This is a genomic window from Paenibacillus chitinolyticus NBRC 15660, assembly GCF_000739915.1.
In the GTDB taxonomy this organism is placed as follows: domain Bacteria; phylum Bacillota; class Bacilli; order Paenibacillales; family NBRC-103111; genus Paenibacillus_F; species Paenibacillus_F chitinolyticus.
Map to the genome: position 1 here is coordinate 205,771 of NZ_BBJT01000002.1, position 19,323 is coordinate 225,093.

Consider the following 19,323-nt stretch of genomic DNA (forward strand, 5'->3'; position numbering starts at 1 on the left):
CGATAGGCGCAATGATAGGCATATACCTATGGCATTGTATGATATCCGTTGTTCTTAACTAATTCCGAGTCGCCCGTAAATCCATAGTTAAATAAACCTTGCTTAACAGCAAAATTCATCCATGAATCTCCAGAACTCTCAATATGGAATTTGATTAGTTAAGAACGTTCACCGACATCAAAATCTCTCCCTTAGGCAATAATTGTCTTAACAATACCTTACTCCTCCGGTGAATGTCAAGTCCTGTAAAATCTTACGGTTCTTTTCGTCACATTTGCACTTTTTAACTATTCATCCTCATTTTTTTGACCGCGTTTTCGGCAGCCTCCATGATCACTTCTCCCAGTGTAGGATGAGGGTGAATCGTCATAGCCAAGTCCTCCACGGTTGCCCCCATCTCGATAGCTAGCGCAAGCTCCGATATGAGTGTCGATGCCTCCACGCCAACGATTTGTGCACCCATCACGATTCCGGAGGCCGGGTCCGCCACAATCTTGACAAACCCTTCGGGTTCCCGCAATGCCAATGCTCTTCCGTTAATCCCGAAAGATGCTTTGCCAATCACAGCCGGGATGGCGTTTGCTTTTGCTTCCGTTTCACTTAAACCAACGCTGGACAGCTCCGGTTCAGAAAAGACCACGAGCGGCATGGCTCTATAATCAACCGCGGACGGAAGGCCTGCAATAGCTTCTGCCGCCACCTTGGCTTCATAAGACGCCTTGTGAGCGAGGGCCGGGCCGGCCGTAATATCTCCAATTGCAAAAATATGCGGGATAGCCGTTCTGCACTGTTCGTCCGTCGCGATCAATCCCCTGCCCGTCACGGGCAGACCTATGCGTTCCAGTCCTAACTTGCCGTCCGTATTTGGTTTTCTGCCGATAGTGACTAACACATAGTCCGCTGTAACATGGTGCTGCTCCTGATTTATTGAATAATGCAGGGTAATTGAATCCGTAGCCTGCACTACGTTCTCAGCAGTCGCCCCGGTAATCAGGTTAATACCATCGGCTTTCAACTGCCGGACAACCGGGACCACGAGGTCCGCCTCGAATCCGGGCAGCACTTGTTCTCCTCCCTCCAGAATCGTTACCTTTGTTCCGAATTTGGCAAACATTTGCCCCAGTTCGACACCGATATATCCTCCGCCTATAACGACCAGGCTAGCCGGGACCTCAGGGAGCGACAGAGCTTCTGTTGAAGACAAAACACGCCCTCCAACCGGGAATGCTTTCAGCTCAATCGGACGAGATCCTGTTGCCAGTATGGCGTACTTAAACGAAATGGTTTGCTCCTGTCCGGCATGTTCGATAACAGCTGTATGTTCATCGACCAATCTAGCCTCTCCTTCCAGAATGCTCACACCTGCATGGTTTAATAAATAACGGACTCCGCCTGCCTGCTTAGTCACAATCCCTTGCTTAAAATCCTGAGCATTCTTAAATGACGAAGCCGCATCTGCAAGATTGAACGAGCGGAGCAACTCATAGCGATGTGATTCTGCAATTAATGCTTTGGATGGAATGCAGCCCACGTTCGTGCAGACTCCGCCAAGCTGACTGCGTTCGACAATCGCCGTCTTCATACCAAGCTGCGAAGAACGCAGCGCCGCCACATACCCTCCCGGACCTGATCCAATAACCAACGTTTCTACGGATTCAAGTATACTCATATCCCGATACCTCCAAGTTGAAGTCGACTTATATTATGATGATCATAATATATTATAGTCATCATATTTTAAATCCGTCAACTACCGTCATTAGCCTTTCATGAACGGACCGTTCCCTGACCTCTAAATTGACAGGCTTTATTATGACGCTTATAATATTTTGAAAGTGAAATTATGAAGTTGTGGAGTGATTACCATACCGTATCCCAAAGGCCATAAGATAAAAGTCCGGAATAAGATCGTTGAAAGTGCTGCCCAGGCTTTTCGCACCCATGGTATCCACGATGTAAGTGTTCCGTTCATTATGAAGGGGGCCGGATTGACCCATGGAGGGTTTTACGCACACTTTGACAACAAAGAACAGCTAATTGGCGAAGCCTGCCGGTTTGCCATCAGCGATACTATCGCACTTCTGCAGAAAGCCGCCGATCAGGAGAAGCAGAACCCCAAAATCAATACGGTCATTGATTATTATTTAAGTTCATATCACCGCGACAAAGCCGAGATGGGCTGCATCATTCCCGCCCTTTCTGCCGAAGTCTCCCGTTCTTCAGAAGACGTCCGGCAAATATTCACCCACGAAGTGGAGCGGATGATTACGTTTATCTCCACTCTCGCGGAAATTGACACGTCCAAAGGCAGCGCACTGTTCAGTACGATGGTGGGCTCTCTTGTTCTTGCACGGACTGTGAATGATCCTGAGCTGAGCGACAACCTTCTCTCGGCGGGCAGGCAGTATGCCAAAGAACTGGTCAGGGCTTAATATACTGGATAGGAACCGCTGCACCTCTTGTCCATTCTATAAATAATCTCCAAACAGCTCCGTCATGATCTCTTCATTCGGCTTTAACGAACCTCGCCATCCCGCCCAAGGCATCTCCATATCCGAGCGTCCTTTCGTGTTACTCAAGCGATCCTCACTGGAAGCGATATCTCCAAAATCCGTCCAACTGTACGGGGTCAATGTTAAAAACGGATTCGGGATTACCCCCACACTGGCCAGGGAATCCAATATACCTCGCTTCGTATATTTGTCGCCGCTTAAAATCTTGTCGGATGTCAGACGTTTTTCAAATTGGCCCGGTGTTTCATCTTCGGGGGCGTTCCGAAGCAAATCCAATAAGGTAGAAAAGGTTTGAACATCTTGCACGGTCGGTTGTACTGCAGGCGCATTCACAAGATGTTTCAGATTGAGGTACGCGTAATGGGGCTGAGACGTATAGGCATGTCCGAGATAGAGACAGTATTGAAAGTAAGCGCCATTCTCGAACAGCGGCTCGTCATGTCCCTGACAAACCCAGCAGCATGCGAAATGACCTTGCTCATCGTACCTATGCAAACTCAGCGTATTTAATTTGTGCCAGGCCGATAAAACGGAACGCCCTCGGGGATAACTTCCGCCTACCCCGGCAATAAAACTTTCTATGCATCTTTTTTGGCTAAGCGCGGTGTTGTCTTTCAACGAAAGCAGCTTTTGCAAAATATCATCATGATTAGCAAAATATACGATATCGTTGGCACTCCATCCGTATTGCTCCAACATGTCTCGTTCTTTTTCCGACAGTATGCTTTCAGAATAGATAGAAACCGAACGCTCACGATCGTATTCGTAATTGTCGGCTCGATACAGTTTTTTGAGTATACGCATGATCTGAGGGGTCATACAATCCATCCTTTCCAATGGCTCGTTTCCGTTACACTAGCACGGGCTGGTATTTTTTCCAAGATAAAAAGCCCGCAATCTACATGCAGGCTCTCAGATTTGGGGAAGGATACGTTTAATCTTCGGTAAATCCTTACGATGTTGGATCGCTCACTTTGTCCCGCGTGATCGGGTCCAGCAAATTCTGCAAATCATCCTCATCGCACCAGAAAAGCGGCTCCATAACATGCCGGATCCTAGGGCTTCTGATTAGGTCGAATTGAAGAAACGCAGTCTGAGTCTGCTCGTGAGCCGCTTCTTCCTTTTGCGCGGACTGGCCTGTCTTATTCGGGGCTAACAGAGCCGTTCCCGGCGTGCATGTTACCGTTGATAAAAGAAGAATGACCTCCCTGGATATTCTGATGAGTTCTCTCATTCGTTCCCTGCCATCTTCGATAATCGTGTGTTGAGAGCCGGACGGAGCATGGCGGTTGCAAAGAAAATACCGGACGTTATAAGGAAAATTCTCCAGAAGTCCTTGACCAAAACAAGCCCGGCATATGCAAGAGCGGTAACAAGCAGAGAGCCTTTTATGACCTTAATGGGAGATAACAAGAACTGAGTAATTCCATAAGCTGCTACCAGTAGTCCCATCGCCTGCCCGCTTACTCCAAATTGAGTGATCAAGATAACATAATGGCTAAGGTTTTGTTAGGGAGAAAACGATTAAAGTCGTTTAATCATATGAATATCGTCCGGCTCTTTTTCAAATAGTTCCTCATCGACTTCTGACGTAATGGCCGAACCGCAGCTTGCGTAGAAATTTACAGCGGATCCCGTTTCTGTAGAGGAGATGTATAAATACTTCGCGCCTTTTTCGATTGCCGCTTTACTCAACTCATCCATGATCCGGCTGCCTATTCCTTGTCTCCGGTAATCCCGGGTAACATACATCAGGTCTATCTGAAGCCGGTCCTTCTCTTTGCCTCTAAACTTATTAGCCAAGACGCCGAACCCGACTAATTTACCCCCGTCGTACGCTCCAAAAGCTGTACCGCCGTTTGCGAGCTCAACCTCATACCGCGAAATGATAGCCGTATAATCGTCTTCTTGCCAGTTAGGGCATTCATGACCCGCTTTAATTTCCTCAAGCACTTCATTTTTACACGTGTAGATGAGATCGATTGTTTCGGAACGATCTATATCGCGTATTTTAAACGAATCTTCAAGTTTCATCTGAGTGATTGAAATCATACTCTTCCCCCTATTGCAGCGCTGCATTTTACTCCATATTAGTTAATAACAGGTCTCTAAGCAACCAAGAGCGGCTGTTTCGCTGAAGTATTTCCTTTTGGACCACTGTTCTTTTTCACTAAAAATAGCTCCGGGCTGTCAAAGCTGTCCTTGAAAACTATTTTGTTGCGAATCGCCGTGCAATCGCCACGCATAGTACGACGCCGATATTTACGACAAAGATCGGCCAGCCGATCGACTCGTGCAGAATGACAGCCGAAAGAAGCAGGCCGAAGAAAGGCTGGAGAAGCTGCAGCTGACCGACCGCGGCTATGCCTCCCTGGGCAAGACCCCGATACCAGAATACGAAACCGATGAGCATGCTGAACAGGGACACGTAAGCAAGACTTAAAATCGCGGAAGTACTTATCCCCGCCCATGAACCCGGCATGTAATAAAACGAGAGCAGTGACATAACGGGAAGCGAAAGAACGAGCGCCCAGGAGATCACCTGCCAGCCCCCGATCCTCCGTGAAAGCCGTCCCCCTTCCGCATAACCGTAACCGCATACGATGATAGAAGCGAGCATTAACGCATCACCGACCGGTGAAGCTGCGGCTCCTTGTGTCAAGGCGAATCCTGCTACGAGGGAGCTGCCTAGAGCCGATAAGATCCAGAAAGCCGGCTTTGGGCGCTCACCGCCCCGGAGTACGCCGAAGATCGCTGTCGACAGGGGCAAAAGTCCAATGTAAATGATAGCATGCGAGGATGTGACGTACTGAAGCGCCAAGGCTGTCAGCAGCGGGAAACCTACTACCACGCACAGGGCCACTAACAATAGCGGAACGATGTCGCTTCGGGCAGGCCGCTGCTGCCGGAAGACAAGGAGAAGGGCTCCGGCCATCAACCCTGCAATTGCGGCACGGCTTACGGTAAGGAATATCGGATCAAGATCCGCCACAGCCAGCCGTGTTGCGGGCAGCGAGCCGCTGAAGATAAGCACGCCTGCGAAACCATGGATCCAGCCGCTTGTCGTTTGGTTCATTACAATCCTCCCCTAAATGTTTGCTGTACAAAAATGCACCCGATACGTTGAGCAAACAAAATAATAAATTAATCGCATCCTATACTTCTGTATGAACAGTTGTATTATAATGGTTACAAAATAACCTGTATATTGATTATTCATTCAACTGTATGGGTACAGATATCGCACCAAACCATTCGAGTTGGGAGAATTTTATGGCCAATAAAAAGAACACCATTTTGCAAATTATCCGTGCGGACATAGTCAATGGGCTCGTTAAACCGGGTGAGAAGCTGCCCTCTATCCGTATGCAGAGCCAGAGATTCGGCTGTAGTCTTAACACCATTATTAGTGTTTATCGGGAACTCGAAGATCAATATCTTATTTATTCACGTCCGAAGAGCGGTTATTTCGTCGTAGCCAAAGAAGTACTGCTTCCCCTGCTGCAAACAAAACGAATCGATTTTGCGTCAGCGGCTCCCGACCCCTCGTCGATCCCGCAAACAGATTTTCGTCAATGTTTGAACAAAGCGATGGAATTATTTGAGACGTCGATATTCACTTATCCCGATCCGCAAGGTTTGCTTTCTCTTCGCCAGGAGATCGTGAAGCTTTTCCGGCGGCAGCAGGTTTTCCCTTCGGCACAGCAGGTTTTTATATTTTCAGGCACTCAGCAAGCTCTTCATATTCTGGCCGGGATGCCTTTTCCCAATGGAAAAACGAACATTCTGGTCGAGCAGCCAACGTTTTGGGGAATGCTAGCCGCACTTCATACACAAAAACAAACCGTAATCGGGATCGAACGAACTCCAGACGGGATTGATTGGACAGCTTTGGAACGCCATTTTCAAAGCAACCAGATCAAGTTTTTTTATACGATCCCGCGTTTCCATAATCCGCTCGGCACTTCTTATACAGCCGAAGACAAACAGCGGCTGGCTGAACTCGCCAAAGCCTATGACGTTTACATTGTGGAAGATGACTATCTTGCGGACTTGGATACAAACAGCAAAGCAGATCCCATTCGCGCTTATAACGGGGCCAGTCATGTCATTTATCTAAGAAGTTTTTCCAAAGTGATGCTGCCCGGATTAAGGATCGCCGCTGCAGCAGTACCCGATTCGTTTATTCCTATCCTCCAGTGGCACAAGCATTCGGCGGATTTGAGCACTTCCGTGCTTTCGCAAGGTGTGCTTGAGATTTATATGAAGTCCGGAATGTATGCCCATCATGCGAAGCAAATGCAGTCCTTGTACAATCGCCGCATTAAACATCTCGGGGAAGTTTCACAGCGATTATTGCCCCAAGAGTGCTTATACACCATTCCCTCATGCGGAGGGCTTTTCTTTTCCATTCAACTTCCGGACACCATTGATCAGGAAGATATGGTCAACCGTTTGGAAAATCGCGGTGTGGACGTACTGTCGGGCGACAGGCATTTCCTTCCTTCTTTCCCCAAACCTAACTTACTGCGCCTTAGTATTATTCGGACCGATGAGCAGCAGATTGAAGAAGGGATTCGCATCATTTCCGAAGAATTGGAGCGTGCTCCGCTTACAGGCAGATCGCCTAAGCCTTTCTTCCGATTATGAGAGGAACATGCACAGGATATTTCTCCGCAAAAAAACCTGTCGTTTCGACAGGTTTTTAATCATTTATACGGTCCATTGTTCATTTTATTCTTGAGCGTTGTCGTCCATTTTGTATTCCAAAATATCTCCAGGCTGACAATCCAGAGCCTTGCAAATCGCCTCTAAAGTTGACAATCGAACCGCTTTTGCCTTCCCGTTCTTCAATATGGAAAGGTTAGCCATCGTGATTCCAACCCTCTCCGAAAGTTCCGTTACGCTCATTTTTCTTTTAGCCAACATCACGTCAATATTGATTATAATCGCCATATTATCACCTCAGACCGTCAAATCATTTTCTGATTTTATATCTATCGCTTCTTTTAGCAGCTTTTGGAGAACAGCCGCAAAAACGGCAATGACCATGGAGGCAAAAATAAGGACCATTCCGATCACGATGAAACCCGGAGCGTCGTCTTTCTCCGCCATAAGATAGAAGAGCGGCATGCCTGCGACATACAAACCGCCGAAAATGACGGCACAGATTTTTATAATCTTCAATGCCTGTACGGATAACTCCGAGAAAGCTTTATTCTTGTCAATGTAGCTTAAAAGTTTGAAAGCCTGATACAGGGCAAAGTAAAAAGGCAGCGCCGTTGCATACAAGTCGATCCATAGGAGATATTTCAAGTAAGTATGTTCCGGATACAATTCCGCTGCAAAATTCCCAATTCTGGGCACCAAAAAAATGCACATAGCAAGAACCGGGATTCCGATAATAAGAAGAGCTATTTTTAAAAAGAGTGTTGTTCCTCGTTCCATAATGCACCTCACTTAGTTATTGTTCGTATTGAATTTATCACAAAATTTATCGCAAAACAATATATCTTGATTGATTTAGAATATTTTTCGATTGTTTTTCATCCTTCTTGATTTTGCGCAAAATTAAAAAACATTTCTCTTGGCAAAGAAATGCTTTTTAACTAAACACTATTCCATTTTTGACCGGATCAGTTTACGGCGGCTTTGAATCAATGACAGCGCCCTAATAGCATGTATCTTTTCATTACAATGTCATGGCGTGTCCATATCTCGCGAGGAACGCTTCCTTCTCTTTGTAATCCTTCATCACGCTTCCGACGCGCCGCCAGAAGGATCGATCGTGATTCATATGCAAGAGATGACAAAGCTCGTGTATGACGACGTAATCAATCACGTCAATGGGCGCCATTGCCAAACGATAATTGAAGGTAAGATGCTTAGCCGAACTGTAGCTGCCCCACTTCGTTCGGGACTCCTCGATGATGAAAGATTTGGGTGTGACTTTCAGCTGCTTCTGATAAATTTTTATGCGCTCCCCGATCACCTTCTTACAGCTCACGAAGTAAAACTTCTTCAGATCATCTTGAAGCTCTTGTTCCGTCCGCCCATTCGTCTCGATTAATTCATGAAGCAGGTAATATCGGCCAAGATGAAGAAACTTCCCTTCCTCTTCGTATTCCCTGATCTTCATAGGTGTGCGGGCAGCCTCAATCGCTTGCAGCTGCTTCAGAATTTTACTCCCATGCTGCTTTACGGCGTTCATCACCACATCATTCCCTGTATGATTCGGAGCCTTCACCGTGACGAGTCCCGAAGGATCAATGTGGAGCGAGAGCTTTTTGCGCGGACCGTATTCCACGTGAACTTCTATTTGTTGTTGGCCGAGTTCAATTTTCATCATCAGCATCTTTTCTGTTCGTTTTATTGAGAGCAATCATACGTAAGCAGCGGTCTCCAAATCTTTTATAACCCCCGACAGCTTCAGAATCCGCATGCTTTGGACGCCCCTCTCCAAATGGTATCTCAGCTTTTAGTTTATGGCTACCCTTTTATGATCGATCACACGGTGATTTAAACTTTACGCAGCTATGCTTCACTCTGTTGTTCTGAAAATCGCTTTGCGATTCCCACGGCAGTGCTCGCCCACGCCGTTTTCAGTTATGAGTAAATCGGGTAAGAGTGGTTAAAACGAAACAGCCCGGTCATAATTGACCGAGCGGTTCCCGGAAAGGTTATTTTTCTGAACGGTTGTTCTTGCCGGATTCACATGTTACGAACGATCTGCGGGGATAAAAACATCAGCCGCAAACATGTGCCTGATAATGGGCCGTATACACAACGTATCCGCCATCATTCGAAACATGCTCGGAAGTAATTCCCTTAATGTACCATGTAGTCCCGTTCTCGGTGAAATGATCCGAAAAGATGCCGGTCCGATTTTTTAAATATCTGTCCTGGATCGTATCTTTACAAGTAGTGGGAGTCGAAGTGTCTACTGCGGCAAAAGCCGGTGCAGCGGAGAATAACAGAGATAACGAAAGAGCCGAGTTGATTAAAATTTTCTTCATCATAGTTTAACATCCTTTCATAACCGGGTTATTTTATTCAATTTTACAAACAATGCCCGTCATGCTTGATTGGCAGCGAACAAAACTAAAGCGGCCTGGATATAGACAAAATACCTGTTAAACGAATAGGTTAAATTTTGGGGCATCCTCCTCTACTTTCAGTTTGAGAATGAGTACTCTGATCTCGAATTCAAATTAACATTTATGGTTTTATTTAACAATATCTGTATATATGTTCGTCATCAGGTTGCTATATAAAGCAATTAAATTACCATAAAAAGGATACAAATCGTTTTAAGTGTTTATTTTTCACATTCCATGTCTATTAAAAGTCTAAAAACCGGCTTATATATACTATTAAATCAAGGCATGGTACCATTAATATGTATTTAAACCAATCTATGATAAAAAGGAGACATGCTGATGAAAAAGTTTATGTACGCACCTTTGTCGCTTGGTATGGCATTTTCCCTCTTATTTGGCCTCTCGGGATTGCCTTCTAATGGACATGCCGCGGGTAACGATTTACTGCTGAATCCTGAGATCATTAGCGGATCGACAGATCGTACCGATTCGGGCTCGGCTGTTTTGAATTTGGGAGATAATCTGATCACCAACCCGGGATTTGAAGACAACTTGGCAAGCTGGACCAACTGGGGAAATACCGCTGCCGTCACTTCTCCGTCATTTGCGGGAGCCAAATCGGCACGTATCGCTTCCGGTGAAGGGGGCGCGGGGCAAATCATTTCCGGCATTCCGTCAGGAAAGACCTATGTCTTGTCTGGACACGGCAGCGTAAGCGCAAGTACAGATACGGCCATTGTCGGTGTAGATTGTTTAGATGCAAATAACAATGTACTGGCCAAGAACACGTTGAGATTTAATCAAACGCTGTATGAATTTAAATCGACCGCTTTTACGACCGTTCCTGGCACCGCCAAACTCCAGGTATACATATATAAAAATGCCGACAGCGGGGCAAACGCCTTTTTGGACGATCTAAGTCTTAAAGCCAGAAGCGGCGTCCAAGCGATAAATAAGGACGTCAAGGCGATGTGGGTCTGGCAGGAAACGACTTCCGCGCTGCAGGATTCAGCGGAACGTTCGACCCTGTTCCAATTCGCTCAGGACAAAGGGGTTAATGTGCTTCTTCTTTACATCAACAAAACCCATTTGACCACAAATAACACACAGCTTAAGCAATTCATCTCTCAAGCACATGCCCAAGGGATAAGGGTGGAAGCGGTAAGCGGGGAAAAAGAATGGGGATTGACAGACAATCATTCGATAGGGCTGGAAAGAATAACCGATGTCATTACCTTCAACGGAAGTGCGGCATCTAGCGAAAAATTCGACGGTGTCCATCAAGATATCGAAGTTTACCTTAATAAAGAAAAATGGGAAAGTAACAAAACGGATGTCATGAAGCAAGCTCTTGCCTATATCGATAAAGCCACGGCACTTATGAGCGGAACCGGTATGACATACGCCCAAGATATTCCGAGATGGTATGACGGCCCCGAATACACGGTTACGTACAACGGCGTCGACAAAGGGTTTTATAAACATTTGATCGACCGGCTCGATTGGGTTGGACTTATGGATTATACCGATCGGTATTCCGATGGCCAATGGCAAGCCGTCCGGGACGCCCAGAGCGAAATCGACTATGCGGCACAAGTCGGTAAAAAAATTACTGTGGGGCTTGAGACGATCGATCCCGTAACGGCCGGCGGGGACAGTATAACCTTTTATGAAGAAGGTTTGGATGATCTGGATCGCGCACTGGCCGCAATAAAAGCTCATTACGACGGAAACGCCGGTTTTGGCGGCGTTGCGGTGCACAGTTACGGCAAACAAAAAGGAAACGCCTATTATTCTCTACCGGTTAAAGCGGATAATCATTATTAGGCTGTACCCTAAAGAAGCAGGGCACTCTACTAAAGAGTGCCCTGTTTCTTCAGGTGCCCGCTCCCCGATCACCTTACTCTTCTTCAGCTCCGTTTTGAACTTATCTATTCCGGGTTCGTCCCGAAATAGTCTACAACGACCTTACGGAATTCCGAAGCAGCCCGCGAAATGTAACGGCTCCTGTGCCATATTAAAGCGATCTCCCTTACTAATTCGTGGTCCTCTACTTGGAGATAACGGATATTTTCCCGAGAATTCCGAGCCGTGCTAGGTATGAAGGCTATGCCAATTTCAGCTTCCACCAGAGCGCTTAGTCTTGCAGGTTCATCTCCCTCGTACACATATTTGGGCGCAAACCCAACCGAGTTGCATACGGAATCCACCAAATCACGAGTGCCATAGCCTCGTTTTACACCGACAAACCATTCTTCCCTTAGTTCCGTCAAAGATACGCTAGTTCGCTCAGCCAGCCGATGCCCCTTCGGAACAGCTACAAGGATCGGATCTATGCACACGATTTGACATTCAATATCTTCCCCTTTTATCGGAGGTGAAGACAAGCAGAAATCGACCTCTCCTCTATGAAGAAGCGTAACCATTTCCTGCGTGGCAAGCATTTGTACATGAAATTGGATATCCGGCATTTTTTTCCTAAATGCTCGAAGAATATTAGGCAGCGTGCTTGCGGTGGTCACCGCCAATTCGAGCGTGCTATGTTCCAGGCCGGATAGATCCCTCATCTCCTGCTTCCCCTGTTTCAACTCAAACAAAGCCCTTTCCGCACGACGAAGGAACCTGATTCCGAATTCATTCAATCGCAATCTCCTGCCTGTTCGATCGAATAGAGGGACACCCAGATCCTCTTCCAGACGTTGAATCGTTTTGCTCAGCGACGATTGAGTAACGTGCAGACTTCGTGCAGCTTCGGTCATATGTTCTAAACGGGCTACCGCAAGAAAATATTGCAATTGAAGAAGTTCCATTTTGAACGCCCCCATACATTCCTTCAAGTCTATGAAATCATACCATGAAATGCGTTGGAGTAAATACTTCATTTCAAGTAGGCTATCATTAAAACACTTTAGGGGGACGCCAAAATGAATGCCCGCAGCTGGTGGTTAATGATTTCCGTTGGACTGGGGATACTCCTCAATCCATTAAATTCTTCAATGGTTTCCGTTGCTATTCCAAATCTGCAGCATGTATTCCGACTTGACTTTACACGTGTTTCCTGGATTATCTTCTCTTTCTACATTGCAAGCAGCATCGCTCAACCTGTCATGGGAAAAGCCAGCGATCTATTCGGCCGCAGGAAGATATTTCTTACCGGGCTAGTTGTGGCCTTCCTGGCCTCCACATTGGCTCCGTTATCGCCAAACTTCGGGTGGCTTATCGGATTCCGCATTGTGCAATCTGTCGGAACAAGCATGATGGTTGGAGTTGGAATGGCCATAGTTCGCATGCATATTACAGAGAATCAAGCGACTGCGCTGTCCGTTTTGTCCATATTCCTATCGGGAGCGGCAGCCATCGGACCTTTTATCGGCGGAATTTTGATTCATATGTGGGATTGGCCCTCTATCTTTTTCGTCAATATTCCGTTTGCGGTCGCCAGCTTTCTATTGGCTTGGAGGACGCTTCCTAAAGACGAACCGCCAACATCCGTTACACGGGACATGTCCATTCGTAAATGGTTGAATGTGATTGATGCGTCAGGGGTTCTGCTATTCGCAGTAGGGCTGGTTGCCCTGCTCATCGGACTACTTTCGGCCAAATCATCCGGACATCTCTCACTCGGGAATGTCATTGTCGCGCTGATCGGACTCCTTCTGCTTTTGGCTTTCGTACGACACGAGCTAAAAACGACGTCGCCCTTTATTCCTATACGCACATTCGCCGAATATCCTGCGATGACTTGGGTCAACGTCGAATTTATGCTCGTCAACGTGCTTTATTACTCGCTCTTTTTCGGGATTCCGTCCTACTTGCAAACGGTGCGTCATGTCAGTGGTTTCCATACCGGGATTCTCATGTTAAGTTTAGGCTTGTGCTCGCTCGCTGCTTCTCCGCTGGCAGGTCGATGGATCGATAAATCAGGTCCCAGACCGGCATTGTTCCTTTCCGCAATCTTAATGACATTTGGGTCGGTATGGCTCGTGACATTGAACCCAACTTCACCGGTTATCAGCGTATGTTTGGCTTTGATCGCATTCGGCATTAGCAACGGATTGAACAATGTGGGTATGCAAGCGGCCTTGTTCCAAAGTTCACCGAAAGAAATAATCGGTGTGGCATCCGGATTATTTAACACATCCAGATACCTGGGTACCATTCTCTCTTCTCTGTTGATTGGCACTGTCATGGGAGGTACATTCAGCTTCGAGGGCTTTCGAACGCTTGGGATTATCCTTACGGTACTTTCGTTATCTCTAGTTTTCATGAGCCGGCGTCGCGGGGATTCAGCACAATTGCAGAAGTAAATGCGTGCAGGACCCCCTGTACAGCGGAAGCATCACCAAAGCCCGGTCGGATGACTGGGCTTTGGCTGCTTCTCATTTCTCGTCGTTTTCATCCGCAAGCAAACTCCGGATATAAAATTCCTGCTGTTTAAGCATATAATCCGAAGCATTTTTCAGCAGCTCGGCAAAGAGCAGGCTGTGCTTCTCCCCTAGATGTTCAACGAGACCGACGAACATATTGAGGCGGGCTTCATTAATGTGTCGGATATACTTTTTGCCTTTATCCGAAAGCCGGATTCTGACAACCCGCCGATCGGCGGGATCGGCGTGACGCTCGACAAGTTCCTGTCCTTCCAGACTGTTGATATGCTGGGTTACCGTTGGCGAAGTGACATTCAGTTTTCCGCTGATTTCCGAAACTTTCATTCCCGGACTTTCATCTTCGACATTCATACTAATGAAATAAAGAACCATTATTTCGCCCGGCTTTTGATTGTGTACCGCCCGATTCTGCATCATATTTCCGCCGACCTGCGCTTGGAAATACGATTCCATTAACTGCTCTGCGATTTGCTTCCGCTCATCCGCCAAACCATTCACTCCCCTAAATCTGAATAACATTTGAGACGCCAAGACACCATTGTTCTATGATTTCATTGCGGCTTTATAGCACGCTGCGATAGTGTGAAAGACTTCCTTGGGCTCCCAAGGCATGTCGGGGTAAGCTATGCCGCACCTTTCCGGCAGCACCCTTACAACCCCGTATGAGGCTCGATCAAAATCACGATCGGGATCTTCGTCGTACGGCAAGTTGTGGCTGGCAAAGGTGCACCAGAAAGCCGTGTCGACTCCGGCATCTTCGAAAATGTCGACGCTGTCGTTGAAATACCGGCTTTGTTCGGACTCGTCTCGCTCGTAGCTTCCTTTCAGTCCAACTGCCTGCGCACCGTCCCACTCTACCATGAACATTCCACGTGCCCCCAGATCGGTCGCACCCTTGAAGGTTGTGCATCCGAACTCGGAGATCACCAAAGGTTTGTTTGAGCCGGCCAGCTTCTTGATTGAATCCGCATAAAGATGAGCAACCTCGGCAGAATTGTAGGCGTCAACAGCGATGAAGTCGAAAGGTTCCCAGTTCACAGGTTCGCTGGGCAGGGCAGCATATGTAACAGGGCCCCCGAACCGGGCTCGCACGACGTCTACGGCACGTGTCAAAAAGCCGTTGAGCAGAGCCGGTAATTTTGCGAACGCGGACGGGCTAACCGCCCGTTCGGACAATGCCGCGAGGCGCTCCGGCAAAGTCTCGCCGGGTAGGAAACCACGGGTAAAGAGCATGAGTTCGGCACCCGTTACCATGACCACCTTTGCCCCCGTAACCCGGAGCCGTTCGGCGCGTTCTGCACAGTCTGCGAGCAAGTCAAGCAATTCATCTTGGTCCAGATCGTTTGTGAACGGCGAGAACCATACCTCAAGGCCTGCTGCCGCCGCCGCTTGTGAAGCGATTTCCAAGCGAACGGGCTCGCCGCCCGTTACGCGTACGGCAGTGCAGTGCAGATCATGCCGAATAATTTGCATCTCCCTGCTCACTCGCGTCGCATCGAAATCGGGGTGCGTACTGGTCCCCTCACTTAGAAATCCCGTGTCATAGGTCACTCCACGCATGCGCATAATGGACGAACTCCTCTCGTTTCCAAAATGAATAGGACACTTATATATTAGGTAATCAATTAAATAGATAACCTAAGTATATGCACGTGAACGCAGATAGTCAACTGGTGACTGCTCAACCCTTAAACAACTATTCCGGTCACCTCTGCTTTTGCTCAAACGAATCATGATCTTGTAAAAGAAAAAGCCCGCGATTTACGCGGGCTTAACTCGACCTATGACACAAGTTTCAGGATTTAGAAGGGACTAATGGATATACCGCCCCAATCCGATCTTGGGGCTGTGGAGTACACCTTAATTACGTATTCAGTCCCGGTGACTAAAGGAAGAAATTGCGCGCTTGAGGCAAAAGAGCGGGGAGAATAATACAGAGGAAAGAAACGCTCCTCTCTGTCCAGGTCTTCTTCTCCCCAAGAATGGACTTTAAATAATGCTGCTCTCAAGCTGGGTGTGCTGCCGCTCCCCGAGTAATAAGCATTCAGATTGTAGTTAAAAGTCCACAGCGGTCCTTGAAATGTAAATCGGTAGCTGTACACTTCCTCTTCGCCGCTTGCCGCTGCCGTTGAAGATATGGAGAATAAAAGGGTCAAAAATACTAAAATCATACTAAATCTTCTTTTCATTTCATCCATCTCCTTTTTGAAAACAACTGGATCCTGACCAGAACACTCAACCCATAACCCAATATTTTCCTGTTTGCACGATTATATCACGAAGCCGCCATTACAACCATATATTATATTTATTAGAAAATATTACAACACAGAACAAACGTTCTTGATTTAGGCTCTGTTAAACTTTGTTGTTGATATTGATATATACGAACTAACGTTCTATAATCAAGGTAAATACTGTGACTTATCTTTGTTATCATGAACGGTGACAAGATGTTAATCGTTTAGAAGGAATCAGTAACTCTTGATAGAATAAATTTATGAAGATGATCAGGTAATAAATTTGTACACATAAGGAGATAAAACTATGTCAAAAAACAAGTTACTAAGAATGGACAATGTTGGCATCGTTGTAGAATCCCTTGATGACTCAATCTCTTTCTTCGAGGAGATTGGCTTGAAGCTCGAAGGACGAGCTACTGTCGAAGGTGAATGGGCTGGTCGCGTAACCGGGCTGGGTTCACAGTGTGTAGAGATTGCGATGATGGTTACCCCAGATGGCCACAGCCGACTTGAACTTTCGCGATTTCTCACCCCACCACCTATATCAGATCACCGAACTGCTCCTGTAAATGCCCTCGGTTATCTGCGCGTCATGTTCACCGTTGAAGACATTGACGAAATGGTATCCAGACTCACTAAGCATGGTGCTCAGCTCGTTGGCGAAGTGGTTCAGTACGAGGACTCGTACCGGCTCTGCTACATTCGTGGAAATGATGGACTTCTAATCGGTTTGGCGGAACAACTCGGTAATAAATAAGTGACGTTTAAAAGAAGACTTATCGTAAAAACCAACATCAGGATTTAACATAGCCTTGATTTAAAAAGCGGGAACAAATCCATTGGACTTGTTCCCGCTTTTCCGGCTTTTGAAAGTTCTTCAGTAAGCTTTTACTTTTGCCCGGCCAAGAGCACTCATTTTATTTCTGCCTGGAATTCCCTCAAGCTTTCAACGATTTCTTTGAATTTGGTATGGTGTAAATAATGCGTTCCGTCCATTGTCACTACTTTTCCGTGTACAGAGTCTTTTATTTGCCCTTCATGCAGAGGTATCCATCCTTCTACACTTGTATTATTCGTTTCTACAAAGAGAAGAAGGGGAAGATTTTTAGGGAATGTTAAATTTTGAGCCCCCTTAAAGTTAGAATAAATATTTTTCATTTCATTTAACATCGTGTTATTATTCGCGTTTTTGTTCATAATCATCTTCATTTGTTCCTTTGTTTTATCATCAAATAATAAGGATGCATAGGGGTCACTACCTACACTCACGAGGAATCTTTGAAGGCCTGATTGCTTAAGAAATTTAAGCATGGTTAATGGGAATTTAACATCCATACCCGGTTGTGTGGGTACACTGCTATCGATTCCGACAAATGCACTCACCTCGTTTGGATATTTGTTCACATAATCCAATCCGTAAATGCCTGCAATGGAATGACCCATTAGCGTATAACGGGTTATATGAAGCTGCTGTAAGGCTTCATGAATTTCACTTACAATATTCTCCGTGGTGCGCTCCTTCTCGGTTTCATCACTTAATCCATAACCGAAAGGATCAATCGCAACAACTTTGTAGTAGGGCGTTAATTCATCGATAAGCAGTTTAAAATCAAGTGCCGGTGCTGCCGTTCCGTAACCAGGCAGAAGCACGACTGTTTCTTGACCTTTTCCTTGAATTAAAACATTCATCTTTTTCCCGTCTATGGTTACGAACTGGCCATAAGGTTCTATTTTTCCTTGATCCGATTTACTGGCGACCTTATCCGCAATAAAAACAACAGCTAGAAAAAGGACGATTACTATAGCTATAGCTCCTAAGTATTTAAGTAGGATGCGTAGCGGTTTACCCATCCTCTTCTTCATTGCCTCTTCTTTTGGTTTCACTTTCATCTTCTCCTGTCTCATCTGTTTATAGGGCTTCCTAGACGTTAAGGCAAGCATACACGATGAAGATGTACTCCCTATGTCGGCAATATGAACGGAGTATGAACAGGATTAGGATGACTTATTTTATTTCTTTCATAAATTCTCTAAAGTTCTCCGCGATTTCTTTGGAATGGGAACGATATAAATAATGTCCTGCTTCCAGTAGGACCACTTTTCCATGTACAGAATCTTTTATTTGCTTTTCATGCTCGGGTATCCATCGATCCGCTGCCGGATGATTTGCTTCGATAAAGAAAATAACAGGAAGATTTTTGGGGAATGTTGAATTTTCAGCCCTTTTAAAATTAGCATACATATGTTCAATTTCATTTAATTGGTTGGGATTAACCATGTTTTTGTACATAAGAATTCTGATTTGTTCTATTGTTTGATCATCATAGGGTAGTTCAGCATATACGTCGGTATCCGGTTTCATTAGCAATCTGGTGAAACCTGATTTTTTGAGTAGTTTAACCGTTTCTATTTCTGAAGATGAAAACCTCTTCTCGCTTATCGTTGGAACACTGCTATCGAGCCCGACAAAGGCACTCACTTCGCTGGGATACTTGTTTACATAATCGAGTCCGTAAATCCCTGAAATGGAGTGGCCCATTAGAATATAACGATCAATATGAAGAGCCTGCAGCGCTTCATGAATTTCACTCCCTATATTTTCTGTGCTTCGTTCCTTTTCGGTTAAATCACTTAATCCATAACCAAATGGCTCAACCACGACGATTTTGTAAAATGGGGATAGCTCTTCTATTAGCGGCTTAAAATCAAGAGCCGGTGCTGCCGTTCCAAAACCAGGCAGGAGCACGATGGTTTCTTCGCCTTGTCCCTGAATGGTAACATTCATATTTTTCCCGTCTACCGCTACGTGCTGACCATAGGGCTCTAATCTTTTTTGCTCCGAATGATTGCTGATTTTATTAACTGTAAATACAATAGCTACAAAAAGCATGATTGCTATAAGGATTGCTCCTATGATTTTAAGCAAAATTGTTAGTACTTTCCTTGTTCTCGTTCCATTCCTCGTCTTCTTTTTATCTTGTTGTGTCACTTTCATCTTCTCCTGTCCTCATCTGTCTATTGGCCCTACCTTAAATCGCCGTCAAGAAAAGCTTATACGACGAATAAATACTCCCTATGA

The 19,323-nt window shown here is 46.0% G+C and carries 20 protein-coding genes; 5 read left to right on the forward strand and 15 right to left on the reverse strand.

Annotated elements, in window-relative coordinates:
• Positions 1-283: 283 nt before the first annotated feature.
• A complete protein-coding gene (gene lpdA / locus PCH01S_RS02615) occupies positions 284-1,669 on the reverse strand; it encodes a dihydrolipoyl dehydrogenase (RefSeq protein WP_042226556.1) in 1,386 nt (461 codons plus the stop codon).
• 196 nt (positions 1,670-1,865) lie between these two features.
• Between lpdA and PCH01S_RS02620 the strand changes: the two genes are divergently transcribed.
• Positions 1,866-2,432, forward strand: a complete 567-nt coding sequence (locus PCH01S_RS02620; protein ID WP_042227403.1) for a TetR/AcrR family transcriptional regulator — start codon at positions 1,866-1,868, stop codon at positions 2,430-2,432.
• A gap of 36 nt (positions 2,433-2,468) precedes the next feature.
• On the opposite strand, the gene PCH01S_RS02625 is transcribed toward PCH01S_RS02620, so the two are convergent.
• The 4 genes from PCH01S_RS02625 to PCH01S_RS02645 form a co-directional block, all read right to left on the reverse strand.
• Positions 2,469-3,332, reverse strand: a complete 864-nt coding sequence (locus PCH01S_RS02625; RefSeq protein ID WP_042226557.1) for a hypothetical protein — start codon at positions 3,330-3,332, stop codon at positions 2,469-2,471.
• 133 nt (positions 3,333-3,465) lie between these two features.
• The gene (locus PCH01S_RS02630) at positions 3,466-3,747 is read right to left on the reverse strand and encodes a hypothetical protein (protein WP_042226558.1); all 282 of its coding nucleotides are present in this window, start codon (positions 3,745-3,747) and stop codon (positions 3,466-3,468) included.
• A 290-nt stretch (positions 3,748-4,037) separates the two neighbouring features.
• Entirely contained in the window at positions 4,038-4,565 is a 528-nt protein-coding gene (locus PCH01S_RS02640) for a GNAT family N-acetyltransferase (RefSeq protein WP_042226561.1), read from the reverse strand.
• Between the two features lie 157 nt (positions 4,566-4,722).
• Positions 4,723-5,589 (reverse strand): DMT family transporter, encoded by an 867-nt coding sequence (locus PCH01S_RS02645; RefSeq protein ID WP_042226562.1) that lies wholly within the window; start codon positions 5,587-5,589, stop codon positions 4,723-4,725.
• A gap of 197 nt (positions 5,590-5,786) precedes the next feature.
• Here PCH01S_RS02645 and PCH01S_RS02650 point away from each other — a divergent pair, with 197 nt between their 5' ends.
• Positions 5,787-7,163, forward strand: coding sequence for an aminotransferase-like domain-containing protein (locus PCH01S_RS02650; protein ID WP_042226564.1), 1,377 nt, complete (start codon positions 5,787-5,789; stop codon positions 7,161-7,163).
• Positions 7,164-7,247: 84 nt separating this feature from the next.
• On the opposite strand, the gene PCH01S_RS02655 is transcribed toward PCH01S_RS02650, so the two are convergent.
• The 4 genes from PCH01S_RS02655 to PCH01S_RS02670 form a co-directional block, all read right to left on the reverse strand.
• Positions 7,248-7,469 carry a helix-turn-helix domain-containing protein gene (locus PCH01S_RS02655; RefSeq protein ID WP_042226565.1) on the reverse strand — a complete coding sequence of 74 codons (222 nt, stop codon included), beginning with the start codon at positions 7,467-7,469 and terminating at the stop codon, positions 7,248-7,250.
• A gap of 9 nt (positions 7,470-7,478) precedes the next feature.
• Complete coding sequence (locus tag PCH01S_RS02660; protein WP_042226566.1) at positions 7,479-7,961, reverse strand: DUF2975 domain-containing protein; 483 nt, start codon at positions 7,959-7,961, stop codon at positions 7,479-7,481.
• Positions 7,962-8,205: 244 nt separating this feature from the next.
• Positions 8,206-8,859, reverse strand: a complete 654-nt coding sequence (locus PCH01S_RS02665) for a M48 family metallopeptidase (RefSeq protein WP_042227404.1) — start codon at positions 8,857-8,859, stop codon at positions 8,206-8,208.
• A 400-nt stretch (positions 8,860-9,259) separates the two neighbouring features.
• On the reverse strand, positions 9,260-9,532 hold the full coding sequence (locus tag PCH01S_RS02670; RefSeq protein WP_042226568.1) for an LCI fold-containing protein: 273 nt from the start codon (positions 9,530-9,532) through the stop codon (positions 9,260-9,262).
• A gap of 420 nt (positions 9,533-9,952) precedes the next feature.
• Between PCH01S_RS02670 and PCH01S_RS02675 the strand changes: the two genes are divergently transcribed.
• The gene (locus PCH01S_RS02675) at positions 9,953-11,440 is read left to right on the forward strand and encodes a carbohydrate binding domain-containing protein (RefSeq protein ID WP_042226569.1); all 1,488 of its coding nucleotides are present in this window, start codon (positions 9,953-9,955) and stop codon (positions 11,438-11,440) included.
• 104 nt (positions 11,441-11,544) lie between these two features.
• Here PCH01S_RS02675 and PCH01S_RS02680 read toward each other — a convergent pair whose 3' ends face one another.
• Positions 11,545-12,423 carry a LysR family transcriptional regulator gene (locus PCH01S_RS02680; protein ID WP_042226570.1) on the reverse strand — a complete coding sequence of 293 codons (879 nt, stop codon included), beginning with the start codon at positions 12,421-12,423 and terminating at the stop codon, positions 11,545-11,547.
• A 114-nt stretch (positions 12,424-12,537) separates the two neighbouring features.
• On the opposite strand from PCH01S_RS02680, the gene PCH01S_RS02685 reads away from it, so the two are divergent.
• On the forward strand, positions 12,538-13,920 hold the full coding sequence (locus PCH01S_RS02685) for an MFS transporter (RefSeq protein WP_042226572.1): 1,383 nt from the start codon (positions 12,538-12,540) through the stop codon (positions 13,918-13,920).
• Between the two features lie 72 nt (positions 13,921-13,992).
• On the opposite strand, the gene PCH01S_RS02690 is transcribed toward PCH01S_RS02685, so the two are convergent.
• From PCH01S_RS02690 to PCH01S_RS02700, 3 genes are all read right to left on the reverse strand, one after another.
• The gene (locus PCH01S_RS02690) at positions 13,993-14,490 is read right to left on the reverse strand and encodes a MarR family winged helix-turn-helix transcriptional regulator (protein WP_042226574.1); all 498 of its coding nucleotides are present in this window, start codon (positions 14,488-14,490) and stop codon (positions 13,993-13,995) included.
• 54 nt (positions 14,491-14,544) lie between these two features.
• Positions 14,545-15,567: a hypothetical protein gene (locus PCH01S_RS02695; protein ID WP_042226575.1), complete on the reverse strand. Its 1,023-nt coding sequence runs from the start codon at positions 15,565-15,567 to the stop codon at positions 14,545-14,547.
• A 236-nt stretch (positions 15,568-15,803) separates the two neighbouring features.
• Entirely contained in the window at positions 15,804-16,190 is a 387-nt protein-coding gene (locus tag PCH01S_RS02700) for a flagellar basal body-associated FliL family protein (RefSeq protein ID WP_042226577.1), read from the reverse strand.
• Positions 16,191-16,548: 358 nt separating this feature from the next.
• Here PCH01S_RS02700 and PCH01S_RS02705 point away from each other — a divergent pair, with 358 nt between their 5' ends.
• On the forward strand, positions 16,549-17,001 hold the full coding sequence (locus PCH01S_RS02705) for a VOC family protein (protein ID WP_042226578.1): 453 nt from the start codon (positions 16,549-16,551) through the stop codon (positions 16,999-17,001).
• A gap of 155 nt (positions 17,002-17,156) precedes the next feature.
• Here the strand turns inward: PCH01S_RS02705 and PCH01S_RS02710 are convergent, their stop codons facing one another.
• Positions 17,157-18,134, reverse strand: coding sequence for an alpha/beta hydrolase (locus PCH01S_RS02710; protein ID WP_042227405.1), 978 nt, complete (start codon positions 18,132-18,134; stop codon positions 17,157-17,159).
• 115 nt (positions 18,135-18,249) lie between these two features.
• Positions 18,250-19,239, reverse strand: a complete 990-nt coding sequence (locus tag PCH01S_RS02715; protein WP_084706507.1) for an alpha/beta fold hydrolase — start codon at positions 19,237-19,239, stop codon at positions 18,250-18,252.
• Positions 19,240-19,323 lie beyond the last annotated feature (84 nt).

Bases quoted from the DNA above. Each gene is read 5' to 3' on its own strand.
- PCH01S_RS02680 (WP_042226570.1), bottom strand. From the start codon at position 12,423: ATGGAACTTCTTCAATTGCAATATTTTCTTGCGGTAGCCCGTTTAGAA.
- lpdA (WP_042226556.1), bottom strand. From the start codon at position 1,669: ATGAGTATACTTGAATCCGTAGAAACGTTGGTTATTGGATCAGGTCCG.
- PCH01S_RS02715 (WP_084706507.1), bottom strand. From the start codon at position 19,239: ATGAAAGTGACACAACAAGATAAAAAGAAGACGAGGAATGGAACGAGA.
- PCH01S_RS02655 (WP_042226565.1), bottom strand. From the start codon at position 7,469: ATGGCGATTATAATCAATATTGACGTGATGTTGGCTAAAAGAAAAATG.
- PCH01S_RS02695 (WP_042226575.1), bottom strand. From the start codon at position 15,567: ATGCGCATGCGTGGAGTGACCTATGACACGGGATTTCTAAGTGAGGGG.
- PCH01S_RS02685 (WP_042226572.1), top strand. From the start codon at position 12,538: ATGAATGCCCGCAGCTGGTGGTTAATGATTTCCGTTGGACTGGGGATA.
- PCH01S_RS02650 (WP_042226564.1), top strand. From the start codon at position 5,787: ATGGCCAATAAAAAGAACACCATTTTGCAAATTATCCGTGCGGACATA.
- PCH01S_RS02700 (WP_042226577.1), bottom strand. From the start codon at position 16,190: ATGAAAAGAAGATTTAGTATGATTTTAGTATTTTTGACCCTTTTATTC.
- PCH01S_RS02705 (WP_042226578.1), top strand. From the start codon at position 16,549: ATGTCAAAAAACAAGTTACTAAGAATGGACAATGTTGGCATCGTTGTA.
- PCH01S_RS02675 (WP_042226569.1), top strand. From the start codon at position 9,953: ATGAAAAAGTTTATGTACGCACCTTTGTCGCTTGGTATGGCATTTTCC.
- PCH01S_RS02625 (WP_042226557.1), bottom strand. From the start codon at position 3,332: ATGACCCCTCAGATCATGCGTATACTCAAAAAACTGTATCGAGCCGAC.
- PCH01S_RS02710 (WP_042227405.1), bottom strand. From the start codon at position 18,134: ATGAAAGTGAAACCAAAAGAAGAGGCAATGAAGAAGAGGATGGGTAAA.
- PCH01S_RS02660 (WP_042226566.1), bottom strand. From the start codon at position 7,961: ATGGAACGAGGAACAACACTCTTTTTAAAAATAGCTCTTCTTATTATC.
- PCH01S_RS02665 (WP_042227404.1), bottom strand. From the start codon at position 8,859: ATGAAAATTGAACTCGGCCAACAACAAATAGAAGTTCACGTGGAATAC.
- PCH01S_RS02630 (WP_042226558.1), bottom strand. From the start codon at position 3,747: ATGAGAGAACTCATCAGAATATCCAGGGAGGTCATTCTTCTTTTATCA.
- PCH01S_RS02670 (WP_042226568.1), bottom strand. From the start codon at position 9,532: ATGATGAAGAAAATTTTAATCAACTCGGCTCTTTCGTTATCTCTGTTA.
- PCH01S_RS02640 (WP_042226561.1), bottom strand. From the start codon at position 4,565: ATGATTTCAATCACTCAGATGAAACTTGAAGATTCGTTTAAAATACGC.
- PCH01S_RS02645 (WP_042226562.1), bottom strand. From the start codon at position 5,589: ATGAACCAAACGACAAGCGGCTGGATCCATGGTTTCGCAGGCGTGCTT.